Here is a 15,622-nt window from a genome sequence, read left to right on the forward strand (position 1 = left end):
CGTACATGATTGCATGGTGACCGCAACGTGTACGCAAGACTTATACTGACCATCGCATGGTCAAGTCTTGTAGAGGGAGTTCGCGAACCTCTCCCATGCCACAGGCATGGATTTTCTTCTTCAATTGTCTGAACCATTATAACATGAAACAGTGTGGTGACCACCCCACTGGAGCATAGTGGCAGCTCATCGGTCGGTTCCATCCTATAACAGCTTACTTGATCAGTACATTACCGAAAGGGATCACTTCTTTCAGAATTCGTTTGAACAGTCCCTCATCGTTAAGATCCTGTTCCAAGCGGTGATTCTCACGTCCAGCCTGAAAGAGCACAGATCCATGTCCTGTCATCTTCCAATGATAATTCATATGCTGACTGGCAAGGTTGTTACCATATACGGTGAGTTCCAGATGTGCATTTTCGGGATAAGCAATAATGCTGCCAGCATCCACATAGAGCGGCGCTGTTGGGTGAAGTTCCTGTTGGCAGACCTGACCTTGAGTGAGCAATCCGATTTTGCCTTTGCCGGAAAATTTCATTTTCACTGCATCACGGGTGATCAGCATATTTTTGATTTTCTGAATTTTGGTATGCATGGTTACACCATCAGAGTAGAAGAACAGGTGGCGGAAGTCATAGAGCAGATCACTGTCCTCCGTGAGCTCCACTTCCTTCATGGTGAATCCGGGAGGCAGGGCAGCCACAAATTGGCAAGGTCCGGTGATTTCGGATTTAATCAGCTTTTTTTTGCGATATATGCCCGTGATATTCATGAATTTATCATTGCGATTCCCACTTGGACCGCGAAAGGCCACAATCTGCTGCGGATGCAAAATATGAAGGCGGTCATCTTTAATCAGTGAAAATGTGACGACTTGTCCTGCTCCGCCTGCTTCAGCATTGTTCAGGTGTATGTTCATGCAGTTGCTCCTGTTCTTTTATACTCGGCCTGAACGGCGACGCATTCCCCAGCGCATCACACGAATCAGAACAAAGTAACCCAATATGAGAGAAACGACAGTGATGATCGTCGTCTGAATTCGTTTGGTGGTAGCTGCTTTGGCATTCTGGTCGTCCTGTAATTTACTTACCATTTCAGTGAGTTTCTGGTTCTGAGCCAGCAGTTGTTCGTTCTGGGTCTTAAATGCTTCGACATTGGCCTGGGCTTGTCCCAACTGAGCAGATGTTTGATTTAATTGCTCCATTGTTTGCTTATAACTTTCCTGCAGAGCGTTCACTTCTCCGGGCAGTTCGGAGACTCGCTCCCATCCGCTGTATATATCCGTAAAAATATTGGCGCTGGCTGCACTTACTGTCGAAGCGATCGAAACGGTAAATAGAATGCATGTGGTGAATAACACCCGAATGAAATAACCCTGAATGGATTTTGGCATCGTTAACACCTCTTTCTTCGGTTAGATAGATCAATTGCCGAATTCGTCGTCTATTGTTGAAATACGGCTCTTACATTATACGTCAAAACCGGGACGATGGGTTCAAGATGATATCGTTTTATTACCCGAAATATTTAAAATGATTTAGGAACACGGCTGTTTAACTTACAGTTCTGTGGGGTAATAGAACGATAGGCAAGCACACCGGACCGTTTTACAGATCTTTTACTTCAGTTCCGGGTGCATGCTATTCACAAATGCGCAATTTAATGAATGATGCCAATATATCCGATTGAATATAAGATCGTGAACATGAAGGAGTAGAAAGATATGTACACAACAGATCAGAACACATCAACCAAAACAATTATGATCACTGTTAATGGAGAGCCAGTAGGCCGTAAGCTGGTCATTGACAGTGTCACCTATGCTCCGGTAACCGAAGCAGATAACACACGGTATTTACACAAAATGGGAATCGATCATCCTACTGTTTAATTTGGGACTTGTCATAGATAAGTGATTGAAAAGCTTGGCATAGCGCCAGGCTTTTTCGTCGTTTATTGTCGTATTGAGACGGATTTAGGGATATAAAACTAATATATTGGAAAAATTTAATGAGAACATGTGTTCCGTGACAATATAGTGTCCATTCACCCTGATAACTTAGAAGATAATACATATAAATCGGGGGAGAGACTACCAGTGAACTCAGTCTTTGAAGTATCTTATTCGTGGAATAAAGAGGCCATACCGACAGGGGGAGCCGACCCCGTATATATGATGGTAGAGTGGCGTAACGGTGCCCCTGCCAAAAGACTTAGGAAAATAGCACCCAAAATTGTATCAAGAGATTTGGAACTTTTGCTCAAACCGGAATATGGAGTACAGCTAAAAGGTATCTATGGATGTCGCTCCAAAGAAACGGATATTGGCTGGGTACTGAGGCTTGGCGATATGTACAAGGGGGAAAGCAAGCAAATTTTGCTTGAATTCGTCATGGGACCCCGTGCATCAGGAAAAGCTGCCGTATGTTCAGCCTATTGGAGCACAAGGAAGTTGAAACAAAGTCAACGTGTATTGTTACGAAGAGAACAGTTGTATATTCAGTACACCAGTCATCTGGGCATGTTGCGACAGCCCGAAGATCCCAAGGTGGAGAAAACGATCAAATTAAGTGAAACGGTGCCCTTGATCAAACAAGCCCTGCGCGCTTACGAAAGAGGACGGGTTCAAGAGGGAAACAATATGTTGCGTCGTCATGCAGATGCATTGTTAATTGAAGCTGCACGGAAACAGGATCTGGACTATTACGCGGAAGCCGAGATCGTCGAAAAGCTACGTTATCACTACGAGATCACGTTTACAACCGGATATCATGATCGTGAAAAAAAGATATTAGGGGAATAGGGTTGATTTCAAATGGTAACGGTTAGAGTGAGTCTACATATTTGAAGGTGAAGTTTAGGAGAAGGTCGAATGTATGTATCAATATCATATTAAACAATGGATGGAGTTGTATCAAATTTATTGAAACAACATCGTGGAGGGTCCGGCAAAATGACAGACCGACTAATCCGATTAATGCGCATTATAACGCTGGTACAGGCCAAGCCAGGTATTCTGGCACGTGAGCTTGCCGAGCGATGCGAGACGACGGAAAGGACGATATACCGCGACATGGAGGCCCTCAGTGCAATGCATATCCCGATCGCCAATATGGGACACGGGCAAGGGTACATGTTTATCAGCCAATTTGCCATGTATCCGCTAAATTGGTCTGATGAAGAAGCCCAAGCTTTCATGCATCTTGCTGAAGTTATGGAGAATATTCGTCCTTTGCTGAAACCTGCTTTTGAGAGCGCTTATGAGAAAGTGGTTGCTGCGAGTCAGAAAAACAAAACAGAACGAGTGGAATGGTCGGAGCATATTAGTAGTTTGTTTAAACTGGGGTTGCCTGCATGGCAAAATGAGAGAAATGATCCACAGAATCAATCTCTAATTCCCCTGCTTCAGGCTGGCATTTCACAGAACACCATTGAAGGGGAATATCTGTCTCAAGGTAAAAAAGGGATCGTACGCATAGATCCTTACTGTCTTATCCCTCGCGAGTACAGATTTGAACTGTTAGCATATTGTCACCTGTCGGAGAAACTTCGAATCTTTCAGGTAAGTCGGCTGCAGAGGATACGAATATTGCCACGCACGTTTCGCAAAGAGGATCATCTCATACAATCGCATTTCCGCATTCCTTGGGCATACGAGGGAAGTACGGAGTGGACAGCGTTCAAAATTCGATTTGCACCCCATGCTGTGGAGCGTGTGATGCAGGAGCAATTTTTTATGCGACCGATCCTAACCATTGAACCGGAAGGTAGCCTGTTATTTGAAGCCATATTAAGTGATGTTGACGAATTTCTCGTATGGATATCTAAATATGGACCTGATGCGGAAATCCTCGAACCGGAGATCTGCCGCATCAAGATGAAAGAACGTCTGAATGATTGGCAACAAATGTACAATAAAAGTTGAGATTAGAATGCCATCCATCCTAAGGCAAAACACGATTAAGTACTGTGCTTTGGACAGTTACTCTTTGGTTTTGAAAAGGCTTGCCAGATTGCCAAAAGGTGATTCTTTCTCTTCATCTTCTGTGGAGCTGGAATAGACAACCTTGGATGTAATGCCCTCATCATCGGCTGCACAGTTGTTTTCGAGCGTGAATCGGTCAAATTGATGCATAAATACCTTTGCTGTATTGATGGCATCATCCAAGGCACGGTGCTGGGTACCATCAAATTCGATTCCGCAGATTTCAAGAGCCTGAGCGAGTCCGAGTTGACGGAATTTGCCTTCTTTGCGGACGGTGCGGGACCACTGTTGCTGGAGATCGTTATGATTGGTGATCCAGGCCACATCAAGTTCATGGGTACGACAATGAGAGATCAGTTTGCTGCGGTCATCGGGTCCCCAGGAACACATGTAATAGGGGTCACTTCCCATCCAGGCAATGAATTGGTTCAGTGCTGCCGGGAAAAGAGGGGCTGCATCAATATCTTTCTGCGTGATACCTGTAAATTGAATCGTGTCAGTGGACAGCACGGACTTGTTGGAAGGACGAACATACGTATGGAACGTATCCGTTACGACCAATCCATCGGCACTTTCCGTAACTTTGACAGCACCGATATCAATAATTTCAGAAGAATAGCGAGTATTGCGGCTTACCGTGAATTCAAGATCATATATGATATATGGCATAGGACAAGCTCCTTTATCGATTAATACCTGTGATAGATTTCTATTTCTCTATATTACAGGGAACGTGCTGCCATGTCAGCCATCGCTAGAGAATTCATTATAGTCAGGATGAACGAAGAGTCAAAAAGTGGTCATTATAATGAGGAAAGTTAGGGACTTTCCTATATTTTGTTTGTATTTATGGTAACATAATAGTAGAATTTTCCGTCTTATTATCAAAACTTCCTAACACCGTTAAAGTGTTGGGGAGTTTTTTATTATGTATAGCATGCTCATGCAGGAAAGGAGAAAAGGTTAGTCGGTTGTTGGTATAACATAGGAAAACTAGTTCACGAGTTAGTATTATTGAATTTAAAGTACATATGGAGGTTTGTTTCTTTGATTAGTAGAAAATTGAAAATAACAGCAATTACAGCTAGTGTGTTTATTGTGTTAATTGGCGCTGCATATGGTGCATTCTATATCTGGAACAAAAATTATAAATTTAATAATAATTATGTATGGCAGCCTTTGGAGGACGTGCAATCTACACTAAACCTGAAAGATTCCTATAACGTGATTGTAGCTGGAACGGATCCGGAAGGTATTACTGCTGCCTTATCAGCTGCTCGTAATGGGATGCGTGTATTGCTGGTGGAAGCAAGAGATCGCAACATGTTGGGAGGATTGTTGACCGAGGGAGGCCTTAATACGCTGGATCTAAATTATTCCCCTGAACAACCGCAGTTATTGAGTAGTTTGCGGCAGCCTGACTTTTTGAACAAAGGCATTTTCCAGGAATGGTTTGACCAGATCGAGGGTAGTTCATTTGATACCAATACAGCGGCTAACATGTTCTATCGGATGGTTCGTTCCGAACCTAATATTGACCTGTTGATGAATGCTAAGGAATTAGTTCCCCTTACTGAACAATCTACGGGAGATCACACAACAATAACGGGTATGAGTATAACTAAAGAAGATGGAACAACTGTTCAGATCTCAACCCGCTCCATCATTGATGCAACGCAAGATGCGGATATTGCAGCCGCTGCAGGGGTTCCATATTCCATAGGCAGACAAGATATTGGAGATGGTAAATCCAAAATGGTCTCTACGCTTGTATTCAAGTTAAGCGGTGTTACTGATGAGGTATGGCAAAAATTCAGGGAAAGAGAGGGAACCGGGGTTGATAAGATGAGTGCTTGGGGGTACGGTGATGCTAGAAAATATGAATCCTCCAATCCACAACATATTAAGATTCGCAGTCTGAATATCGGAAGACAAAATGATGATACAATCTTGATTAATACAATGCAGATCTTTGGGGTAGATCCGTTAGATCCGATATCTGTGAAAAAAGGTCTGGAAATCGGGCGTAAAGAAGCCCCACTAATTGTTGATTTTCTGAAGAAAAATTATGATGAATTTGCAGGGTTACAATATGCTGGAACAGCAGACGAGCTTTACGTGAGGGAGTCACGTCATATCTATGGCGAGTACCGATTAACATTAGCTGATGTCATGGAAAATCGTGATCATTGGGATGCCATTGGATACGGTTCATACGATATTGATATTCAGAGCACGAGTGTTGGAAATCCCGGCACGATTATGTTGAGTCCGATTCAATATGGTGTACCCTTTCGCTCGCTTGTACCGCTAAAGGTTGACGGTTTGCTCGTCGTTGGACGTGCAGCAAGTTATGATACCATCCCACACGGTAGTGCAAGAGTTGTCCCACTGGGAATGGCAGAGGGAGAAGCAGCAGGAGCGGCGGTCAAGCTGGCATATATGCATAAGGAGTCCTTCCGCGAACTCTCAACTTCTGAAGAGCGAGCATCTGAACTACGTAAGATGCTGGAGAATCAGGGGATGGATCTGAAAGTACATCGTTTCGAGCAGCCTGATTATATGGAGCATAAGGATTACAGGGGATTATTGGCTGCAGCGAGTATGTATATGACTTCAGGCAATTATAATAACGATGGTTGGGAACTGGATAAAGGAATGAATCCAGAACGATTTTTAAGTAAATTGAAAAGAATGCAAGCGATGTTTCCAGAAGCCTACACAGGCAGTGCCGACCAAGCTCTAGCAAATATGGAGAATGCCTTAACCCTACCTTTAACGTTGGATCAGGCTGCGTATATGTTATGTCTGGCAATGGGATCTTCAGAAACGGAAACTTCACTTGAACAGGCACTTGCTCAATTGCAAACGCAAAACTTTATAAGTGACGACACGCTTGCTGGCATTGCTGACAAGAACAAACTTACCAATGGGGATGCGTTTATGCTCATTCGTGATGTAGTGGAGTATTATTCAGGAGTTGTATTCGACTAATTGGTTGACAATTACTTGTAAATGAACTAATGTGGTCAAAAATGAGAACAGCGTTATAACGAGGACATGATTGTGCAAGCCAGCTTCAACAGAGAGGGAACAGTGTGGTGCAAGGTTCCTGTAGCTGCTTCATAATTCCTACCTCGCGAGCTGCGGAAGAGAATGCCCATCCAGGGTTGCAACCTCCGCCGGCAGGGCCCGTTACGCCCCGTAGGACTGCAGGTCACAGATCGCATAGGTTGCGAACGGATTAATTTGCAGTTAAACAAGGGTGGTACCACGACACATTCGTCCCTTGACGGATGTGTCTTTTTGCTGTTTATGCGCCGTATTTTGATAACAAAAAAGGAAAATTAGGAGAGTGTTCAGATGCGTCAAAGTGAAATGCTTGTTCCAACCTTACGTGAAGCGCCAGCGGAGGCAGATGCGGCGGGACATCGCTGGTTACTGCGTTCCGGTATGATTCGTCAATTGGCGTCGGGAATTTACAGTTATCTGCCCCTCGGACGGCGGATATTGTTGAACGTTGAACGTATTGTTCGAGAAGAGATGGATCGTGCGGGGTGTCAGGAAGTATTGCTGCCGATTATGCAGCCTGCGGAGTTGTGGGAAGAATCCGGAAGGTACACACAGTATGGTCCTGAATTGATGCGTCTGAAGGATCGTCATGCACGGGAATTTGCTCTTGGACCAACACATGAGGAAGTCGTAACCGCTTTAGCACGGGATGAAGTGAACTCGTATCGGAAGTTGCCATTCACCCTGTACCAGATCGGAACCAAGTTCAGGGATGAACGTCGTCCTCGATTTGGATTGCTACGTGGACGTGAGTTCATCATGAAGGATGCGTACTCTTTTGCTTCGGACTGGGAAGAGCTTGATCGTACTTATCAGGCGATGAACACGGCGTATAGTCGCATTCTGGAGCGTTGTGGTCTGGACTATATCCGTGTTGAGGCGGACGCGGGAACGATTGGCGGTCAAGGTGAAACGCACGAGTTCATGGCTCTTGCTGACGTGGGTGAGGACACGATTGTAACCTGCAAACATTGTGGATATGCTGCAAATCTGGAGAAAGCGGATTATCAGACTTCTGGAGATATGGAGAAAACAGAAGGAAGCTTGGAAGTTCCAGCCGACTCTGCGAGTGCAGACTCCGCGCTTCAAGCGGATGAACATTCGGAAGCGGAAAACGTAGTACACATCTCGACACCTGGCGTTCGTACGATCGCTGAGTTAAGCACTTTTGTGGGCAAAGGTGCTGAACATATGATCAAAACGCTGCTTTATGTAGCGGATGGTCAGCTCGTCGCTGCGCTTGTGCGTGGAGATCATGAACTGAATGACATCGCATTGAAACAGGCGTTGGGGGCAGAGGAACTGATCCTTGCAGACGATGCAGCCATTGCGGCACATCCAAATCTGAAGGTAGGATTCCTGGGTCCGATTGGACTAAATCTGCCGATGGTGGTAGACGCTGACGTGTCAGTGATGAAGAGTGCAATTACAGGAGCCAATGAACTGGATGTACACGTTTCCGGCGTACGCCCAGGTATTGATTTTGCATTGGAGCGAGTAGAACGAATTCGCTTTGCTGCGGAAGGGGATACTTGTCCAACATGTGGATCACCACTTGTGTTTACCAAAGGTATTGAGGTTGGACATATTTTCAAATTGGGAACGAAATATAGTGATGCCATGGGTGCTTCATTCCTGGATCGTAATGGTCGCCAGTGTGCGCCAGTCATGGGATGTTACGGCATTGGCGTATCCCGCCTGATGGCTGCGATAGCCGAACAGTATGCAGGAGATGATGGCATAAAATGGCCTGTTGCTGTTGCGCCTTATAATGTGCATCTGATTACAGTAAGTTGGAAGGATGAGCAGCAGCGTCAGCTCACTCTCGAACTGGAACAACAATTGATCAATGGCGGATTCACTGTATTGGTTGATGATCGGGATGAACGTCCGGGTGTGAAATTCAAGGATGCGGAGCTGATCGGATTGCCTGTGCAGATCGTCATTGGCAGAGGAGCAGCAGAAGGACAGGTCGAACTGGGATCACACGCACTTGCAGCATCAGGTGAATCGAAACGAATCGGGTTAATGGCTCAGGAAGCTGTACGTTATGTGAAGGAACAGCTCACTTCCTAAATTCAGGGGATCTTCTAATTATATGAGTTCATATAATAGTACCGAATATGATGCGGTAGATGATTTTGATTGCTGAAATTCCAATCTGAGCATGAAAAAGAGGGCTATAGGCATGCAATTTGGCAGGATTTTATGAGTGATATCATACGAAATAACTATATTTGGATCTATGTATTTAGTATGCAAATGGTTTTATGATTTAGGATTTGAAGATGATCCTACTCAGGCGGATCTATGTGCAAGTATGCAATGTTGAGAAGACAGACATGTCGAAATTAAATGTACAATAACCGCATGAACACGGTCATTCCGGAGAGTTTTTATATAGTTCGGTGTCGAAGTTACATGATAAAGTTGGTCCGTAAAGGCTGCGCTGGGATTTATTTTTGCCTCAGATGATTGTCAGGATCAGCAGGATATGTCCACAGGAAATGTTGAAGTCTCTGATGTGGATGGATGTTTAAGAACTGACATACGAAAGGGTGTCCCCTTAACCAGTAATCTGGTTTGGGGACACCCTTTTGGTATGACAAGATAGATTCGTTATGTTGTTGCGCCATATAAGCGATCATGCCTATATGCACTTTGCTTTGCTGAGCTTAAGAAGCTGCAGGCAATTTCAATTGTTGACCTGGATAAATCCAGTGTGGATTTTTGATATTATTCAGCTTCTGCAATGCCTGCCAAGTTGTGCCGTATTGTTTGGAGATAGAGTACAGGGAATCTCCGGATTTCACAACATGCAGTTTGGCTGGAGCTGGTTTACTTGGTGTTGGTTTAGACGGTTTTTCCGGTTTTGGTGTTTCTGGTTTTGGCTTGGTTGGAGCTGGTGTTTCTGTTACCGGAGTTTCCGGCTCTACTGCAGTTTTTTTCGCTTCACTGAATCGACCATCTGTTTTGATGTCTACAGCGCCAAGCTTTTGCATGTAGTTGATCAATGCTTCATCCAATGCGCCATACATACCCGTAGTTGGATATTTGGCAAACATGGTGTATTCGTCACCACCAACAGCTGTGAAATCATTGGTTGCCAGTGTATATGTTGCTTTCGGATCAAGGGCTTTATCGCCAACGGTTACGGAATGTACACGGCTACCTTCTGCAGCGGAAGTGTCGATTTTGAACTTGATTCCAGATACTTGCGGGAATCCACCGCTTGGTTCCGGGTAGGAAGCTACACCAACTTCAAGGGCTGCCAGAATATCAGACCCTTTCACTTCAAGGGTTACCACTTGATTACCAAAAGGAAGCACTGTGATAACATCACCTTTGGTTACGATACCCTTTTCAATGGAAGCACGGATACCACCACCGTTAGTCAGTGCAATATCAGCGTTGCTGACATCACGAATGGCATCTGCAAGCAGGTCACCCAGGTTGGTTTCACCTGCACGTACCTGTTCACGCTTACCATCCAGTAGAATGGCTGTGTTGGCTACTTCTTCTTTCAAAATAGGCTCTTGTTCTTTTTGAATGGAGTTCACGAGAGCTGCGACTTTCTCATTTGGTTTGATGTCTTTTGCTGCAGTTTCATCAATTAATGTTGCTTGTTTCTTCGTTACTTTACCACCATCTACCCACAGGTCGATGACACCTACGTAGTTAGTGTATTCTCCTGCACTTGCGATCAACGTTCCGTTATCGGACACAAGACCGTCCTGCAGTATGGTGTGGCTGTGACCATCAATGAATACATCGATGCCAGGAACTTCTTTAACGACTTTTAAACTAGTATCTGTGCTGGACGCATCTTGTCCAAGGTGTCCCAATACCACCACAACATCTACTTTGCTGCGGATCTCGTTCACTAGAACTTTAGCCTCTGCAGATGGGTCTGTAATATCTAGACCTGCTACGTTTTTCGGATTCGTTTTGTACATCGTTTCAGGTGTGGACAGGGCAATGATTCCAACCTTTACACCATCAATTTCTTCAATCAGGTAAGGATCGAAGAGACGAGTTCCGTCCTTTTTCTTCACGTTGGCACTAATCATTGGGAAATTCATCATGTCTGCCAGTTCGATCAAGCGATCCGAACCATAGTTGAATTCGTGGTTACCCGGTACGATGGCCTGGTAGCCCATTTCATTCATGACTTTCACGATGCTCTCACCATTCACGAGAGTGGCAAAAGTTGTACCATGTACAGCATCTCCAGCATCAAGCAGGAGCGTGTTTGGGTTTTCGCTGCGATATTTGTCAGCGATTCCAGCTACTTTGGCAAAACCCATAGCAGGTGAAGATTCAACTGCACGAGCATGCGTATCATTTGTATGTAGAATGGTAATGTGTTTGCCTGTGCCCGGAGTAGTATCCGTTGCAGCCGCGGCAATACCTACACTGCTAAACAGCAAACAGACCGTTAGCAGAAGTGAAACGTAATTCTTCCAGATTTTCATATGAATCCGAAACCTCCCCAATTAATAATCTACTTGAGCGTTTACACAGCTCACGTAGTATTTTAACAGACTATTATTAGGAAATCTCGCGAATTACGTAAAAATAGCTAACCTGAAAGTTACATGTGAAATCTGCTGTTGGATAATATAATCTTCGGAAGGAACATATGTTCTTAAAGAGTGTAAAAAAAATGCTGCGCTTCACGCGGCAGTCCGGTACGTAAACAAAATTTCTCCAAAGATTCATCCGGTTCAGGCATCACTCCGGAGGTTAGCAATTGAATGGCAAAACGATTGGCCTGTCTCTCCAGCTTGCCTGGAGCAAAATAGGAATGTTCCTCCAGAAAGAATCGATTGATTCCTTTATGAAGCCGATCATGACCAAGCTCATGTGCGCACACGAACCGCTGCCATTCCGGCGGCAAATCATTGTGTATGACGATAAACCTGCGCCGGAGCTTGCGAAAGTACAGTCCCTTGGTGGACTTCCCCAAATTGGTGAAACGAATCTGTATTCCAACCGCGCGGGCAATGCTGAACGGGCAGTTGGTCCGGTGTTTGCGAATCAGCTTTGTTACGATGTCATCCATATGATCTCACCTGCTGCTTCATTAAATTCAGTGGGTCATGCCTCATGGGCGATTGTCCGATTCGTCTGTCTTTTTGCGTTTGTTCATCTGTTTGGCTTCCCAGAACAGACCTGTCAGCACATCCTTGATTCGTTTCTTGTCCTCTTCATCGAGTGGAATGCCGTCAAACATCAGATCATCATCGTCTTCCAGCATCTTTTTGAAATCACGACGGTCTTTGTATGTAGCCCATTCCGGTACGTCCTGAAGTTCAGCAGCACTCCCTGGTTCAATATAACCGGCCTGCTTCATCATCTCTGTATAGGGCACCGAGAGTGCGTCTGAAATCTTGCGAATGGTCGCTGGTTTCGGCACACCCCGGACCCCATTCTCAATACGTGAAATCTGTGAGTTGCTTATTCCGGCTGCTTCGGCGAGCTGATTGATGCTGTATCCCTGCTGCTCGCGCAGTTGTTTCATATAAGGACCAAAAGCGTGCTCCACAATTATGCCAACTCCTTCGATTCGTACAAGTACTTGAATTAATATTAAGAAGAAACTTGAATGCGACAACTCCTAAACCCTCTGCGGGTGCGCCGTTCCGGATTCGGATCGTTCTTTTGATCGCTGTTATCCCCGGATTTCCTGTTTCCCTTTCCTAAAGGGTGAAATCCGTTGATAAAGGCGAACGCTTCGCTTCTTCAGAATCGATTCCGTCTCCTTCACTACGTATGCGCTTGATATGTACCTTAGCGGCATTAAGGAGAAGGGGAACTTCTTAATATTAAAAATCAAATGACTTATACGGAAGTTCATTAATTAAACAGTACTATAACGTATATATACCATTAGGTAAAGAGATATGAAACAATTATGCCAAAAGGCATAGGAAATGAGAGCGAAGGTTTTATTTTATCGTCAAAACGAACCAAAATGGAGGTTTACTCTGATCTCCAGAAAGTGGTATCCTCAAATAGAAATGCGAACACTATACGAACAAAATGTAAACTTGATACAGGTTAGAGTTTGGTGGAGTACCTTCCGAACAATGGAATTCTGCGAAATATAGGGATTTGGATTGATTCCAAAAGGCAACAGGGAAAATTGAAGAATTGTCGTTACTTTTTTGGAGAACTGGACAACTCTATGAATAAGAGTCTTTTGCTATCGTTCAAAAAAACGATGGCAAAGCAATATCATGTGAACGATAGAGTGATTGATATGAACTGAGAAATAAAAGTGCTACAGATGAGATGCTTGAATGTTTGAGTATATAAGTTGAACGGAAACGTAGAGGACAGAAATAACCTGAAGAAGCGGAGTTGAAAGTTTTCTGAAAGAAAGCTGCATCGGAAGCTTGTTCTATCATCAGAGTGAATATGCGAAGCTACTAGACTTTCATTCTATAGCGAATACTGAAGGAGGAAAATGATTATGGAATTGATGCTGCCCGAATTGGACCGACGCAAAACGCAAACAGCTGTTGAAGCTGCGCTGGAAAAATACCGAATTTATAAAACCATTGCATTTGAAGAACGAGAGGTTATGGTGACGGCAAGTTATGCCGAGCGTTTCCACGGTGCAACCAATGTGACGGGGGATTCCACGGCGAGAACGGCGATCTACAATGTGGACGTGCAGCGCGCGCGTCAGGCATACTGCGATACGATTGATTTTGTAGTGTCCCGGCTGAGTGAAAAGGAACGTGTACTCGTCTGTGAACGATATTTGAAAGACGATGATGTGTTTGACTATAAGGTGTATAACCATGTGTTTGATCCACCTGTCAGCAAGGATACGTATACGAAGATTCGTACACGTGCTTTCTACAAAATGGCGCTGGCACTGTCAGATCGAGGTCTGATTAATATGGAGCCTTTGTCTGTATCCCGCAAAGAGCGACAGAAGCTGGGCTGAGCGAGAGTATTCATTAGTAATGATAGAGGACAAATGTCTTCATTATCATTTAATTAAATCTTCGTGGTATAATTCTCCAAAATATTGTGTTATTCTATTTATATGCGTAAGTCCTTGCAATTTTAAAAAATATCTTATATAGCATTATAACTAGTAGACCGATATAATACCTAGAAAGGTGTATTACTATTGAGTGATTTTCGAATTCTTGGTTACCATGGCACGTTTTCTGAAGTAATAGAGTATATAAGTGAAGAAGGATTTTCAACTGTCAATAGAAATAATCATTGGCTAGGTCAAGGAGTATATTTTTATGATGATCCGAAACTTGCTCATTGGTTCATAACTAAAAATAGTGAGAGTGATTTTCGAAAAAAGGGAAAGGGCACTAAATTGGCTCTTATAACTGCAGAAATAACATCACAATTAGATCTTGTCCTTGATTTAGATTCTATAGATGGCGTTGATAAGTTCTATTCTGGAATTTATGAGCTTAGAGATCATTTGAAAACAGTGGGTTTTTCTTCAGATGAACATAGGAATCGATGTTTTATTTTAGATTTACTTGTTTCAATTTATGGTTTTCAGGTTGTTATAAAAACCTTTGAACATACTGATAGATCTCCCTCATACAGCAGTGTGGACACCAAACGTTTCAATTCTGAAATTTTCAAGTTAAATGTTCACTACAAAGAACGTCAAATTTGTGTTACATCTGATTCATGTATAAAAATTGTAAGTGTTGAATACCCTAGTGATAAGTATCCGATAAAACCAAAGATTAAATTTGATTGGAGATGATTCACAATGGACAAAACTATTCAAGAATTAATCAAAGAAACTGCCGGAAGATATGGTCTTGGATATGATTTGAACAGTGATTATCCTACAGTTCTTCAAGAAGATGGAACTGTAAAAAAAATAACGTTTGAGGATATGAACAACATATTTAATGTTAGTCCTCCTGAAGATACATGGACTCGATATAAGAATGAAGTTAATTGGAGTAATGATATCAATGTTAGTATAAATTTGAAAAATAAGTTTTCTAATGAAATAGAGATTCCTTTTGTTGCGTAATAGTTTGATAATGGGGTGTTAATAGAATGATAGAAGGTATAATTAAATTTCATGGATTTAGGCTTGAAAAGCTAAATTATGAGCATAAGCAAATTGGACCAGATGAGAGAAATTTGAATATAAGTATATCGCCAGAATTCTTGGTACAACTTGTTGAACAGGAGCCAAAAACCAGTAGGGAAGAAGACGAGAATTATTTTAATATTTTAATTGGCACAAGAATAGGTTTTGATGAGGAAGAGAGAGTGCCGTTTATGACAGAAGTTGTATTACGTGGATTCTACTCATTCAACAGCAAGAATGATAACAAAGATAATTTTGGTTTTGATGATAGACGCAGATTTTTTCTTACAAATGGATGTGCTGTGTTATTTCCTTATCTTAGATCAGTTTTGACTGATGTTACGAGTAAAAGTAATCATAATCCTATTATTCTACCTACTATTAATTTTCACCAATTCATTGAATCTCAAGATATAAATGAGTTAATACTTAATTCCGAACAATATGCTGATAAAGATTAG

General features: G+C 43.1%; 15 protein-coding genes. 9 read left to right on the top strand and 6 right to left on the bottom strand.

Annotated features, from left to right (window positions below; genetic code table 11):
• Positions 1 to 214 precede the first annotated feature (214 nt).
• Together MHB43_RS06435 and MHB43_RS06440 are read right to left on the bottom strand one after the other, a co-directional pair.
• Positions 215 to 919 carry an AIM24 family protein gene (locus MHB43_RS06435; protein ID WP_076209556.1) on the bottom strand — a complete coding sequence of 235 codons (705 nt, stop codon included), beginning with the start codon at positions 917 to 919 and terminating at the stop codon, positions 215 to 217.
• An 18-nt stretch (positions 920 to 937) separates the two neighbouring features.
• Positions 938 to 1,393, bottom strand: a complete 456-nt coding sequence (locus tag MHB43_RS06440; protein ID WP_036611459.1) for a hypothetical protein — start codon at positions 1,391 to 1,393, stop codon at positions 938 to 940.
• A 330-nt stretch (positions 1,394 to 1,723) separates the two neighbouring features.
• On the opposite strand from MHB43_RS06440, the gene MHB43_RS06445 reads away from it, so the two are divergent.
• The 3 genes from MHB43_RS06445 to MHB43_RS06455 all read left to right on the top strand — a co-directional run bounded on the left by MHB43_RS06445 (position 1,724) and on the right by MHB43_RS06455 (position 3,925).
• Positions 1,724 to 1,891: a hypothetical protein gene (locus tag MHB43_RS06445; RefSeq protein ID WP_221819065.1), complete on the top strand. Its 168-nt coding sequence runs from the start codon at positions 1,724 to 1,726 to the stop codon at positions 1,889 to 1,891.
• 207 nt (positions 1,892 to 2,098) lie between these two features.
• Positions 2,099 to 2,803, top strand: coding sequence for a hypothetical protein (locus MHB43_RS06450; protein WP_221819066.1), 705 nt, complete (start codon positions 2,099 to 2,101; stop codon positions 2,801 to 2,803).
• Positions 2,804 to 2,953: 150 nt separating this feature from the next.
• The gene (locus MHB43_RS06455; RefSeq protein ID WP_076209866.1) at positions 2,954 to 3,925 is read left to right on the top strand and encodes a YafY family protein; all 972 of its coding nucleotides are present in this window, start codon (positions 2,954 to 2,956) and stop codon (positions 3,923 to 3,925) included.
• A 57-nt stretch (positions 3,926 to 3,982) separates the two neighbouring features.
• On the opposite strand, the gene MHB43_RS06460 is transcribed toward MHB43_RS06455, so the two are convergent.
• Entirely contained in the window at positions 3,983 to 4,654 is a 672-nt protein-coding gene (locus tag MHB43_RS06460) for a 3'-5' exonuclease (RefSeq protein WP_221819067.1), read from the bottom strand.
• A 378-nt stretch (positions 4,655 to 5,032) separates the two neighbouring features.
• On the opposite strand from MHB43_RS06460, the gene MHB43_RS06465 reads away from it, so the two are divergent.
• The gene (locus tag MHB43_RS06465) at positions 5,033 to 6,979 is read left to right on the top strand and encodes an FAD-dependent oxidoreductase (protein ID WP_260632574.1); all 1,947 of its coding nucleotides are present in this window, start codon (positions 5,033 to 5,035) and stop codon (positions 6,977 to 6,979) included.
• Positions 6,980 to 7,348: 369 nt separating this feature from the next.
• Positions 7,349 to 9,133, top strand: a complete 1,785-nt coding sequence (locus MHB43_RS06470) for a proline--tRNA ligase (protein ID WP_339182597.1) — start codon at positions 7,349 to 7,351, stop codon at positions 9,131 to 9,133.
• A gap of 599 nt (positions 9,134 to 9,732) precedes the next feature.
• On the opposite strand, the gene MHB43_RS06475 is transcribed toward MHB43_RS06470, so the two are convergent.
• The 3 genes from MHB43_RS06475 to MHB43_RS06485 all read right to left on the bottom strand — a co-directional run bounded on the left by MHB43_RS06475 (position 9,733) and on the right by MHB43_RS06485 (position 12,608).
• The gene (locus tag MHB43_RS06475) at positions 9,733 to 11,532 is read right to left on the bottom strand and encodes a 5'-nucleotidase C-terminal domain-containing protein (protein ID WP_221819069.1); all 1,800 of its coding nucleotides are present in this window, start codon (positions 11,530 to 11,532) and stop codon (positions 9,733 to 9,735) included.
• A gap of 173 nt (positions 11,533 to 11,705) precedes the next feature.
• Positions 11,706 to 12,122: an ImmA/IrrE family metallo-endopeptidase gene (locus tag MHB43_RS06480; protein WP_017690190.1), complete on the bottom strand. Its 417-nt coding sequence runs from the start codon at positions 12,120 to 12,122 to the stop codon at positions 11,706 to 11,708.
• Between the two features lie 42 nt (positions 12,123 to 12,164).
• Positions 12,165 to 12,608: a helix-turn-helix domain-containing protein gene (locus MHB43_RS06485; RefSeq protein WP_082219000.1), complete on the bottom strand. Its 444-nt coding sequence runs from the start codon at positions 12,606 to 12,608 to the stop codon at positions 12,165 to 12,167.
• A 927-nt stretch (positions 12,609 to 13,535) separates the two neighbouring features.
• Here MHB43_RS06485 and MHB43_RS06490 point away from each other — a divergent pair.
• The 4 genes from MHB43_RS06490 to MHB43_RS06505 all read left to right on the top strand — a co-directional run bounded on the left by MHB43_RS06490 (position 13,536) and on the right by MHB43_RS06505 (position 15,622).
• Entirely contained in the window at positions 13,536 to 14,018 is a 483-nt protein-coding gene (locus MHB43_RS06490; protein ID WP_017690187.1) for an ArpU family phage packaging/lysis transcriptional regulator, read from the top strand.
• A 189-nt stretch (positions 14,019 to 14,207) separates the two neighbouring features.
• A complete protein-coding gene (locus MHB43_RS06495) occupies positions 14,208 to 14,819 on the top strand; it encodes a hypothetical protein (RefSeq protein WP_339182601.1) in 612 nt (203 codons plus the stop codon).
• A 6-nt stretch (positions 14,820 to 14,825) separates the two neighbouring features.
• Positions 14,826 to 15,098 (top strand): hypothetical protein, encoded by a 273-nt coding sequence (locus MHB43_RS06500; RefSeq protein WP_339182603.1) that lies wholly within the window; start codon positions 14,826 to 14,828, stop codon positions 15,096 to 15,098.
• Between the two features lie 26 nt (positions 15,099 to 15,124).
• Positions 15,125 to 15,622, top strand: a complete 498-nt coding sequence (locus tag MHB43_RS06505; RefSeq protein WP_339182605.1) for a protein-export chaperone SecB — start codon at positions 15,125 to 15,127, stop codon at positions 15,620 to 15,622.

It is taken from the genome of Paenibacillus sp. FSL H8-0317 (genome assembly GCF_045040685.1).
GTDB lineage: Bacteria > Bacillota > Bacilli > Paenibacillales > Paenibacillaceae > Paenibacillus.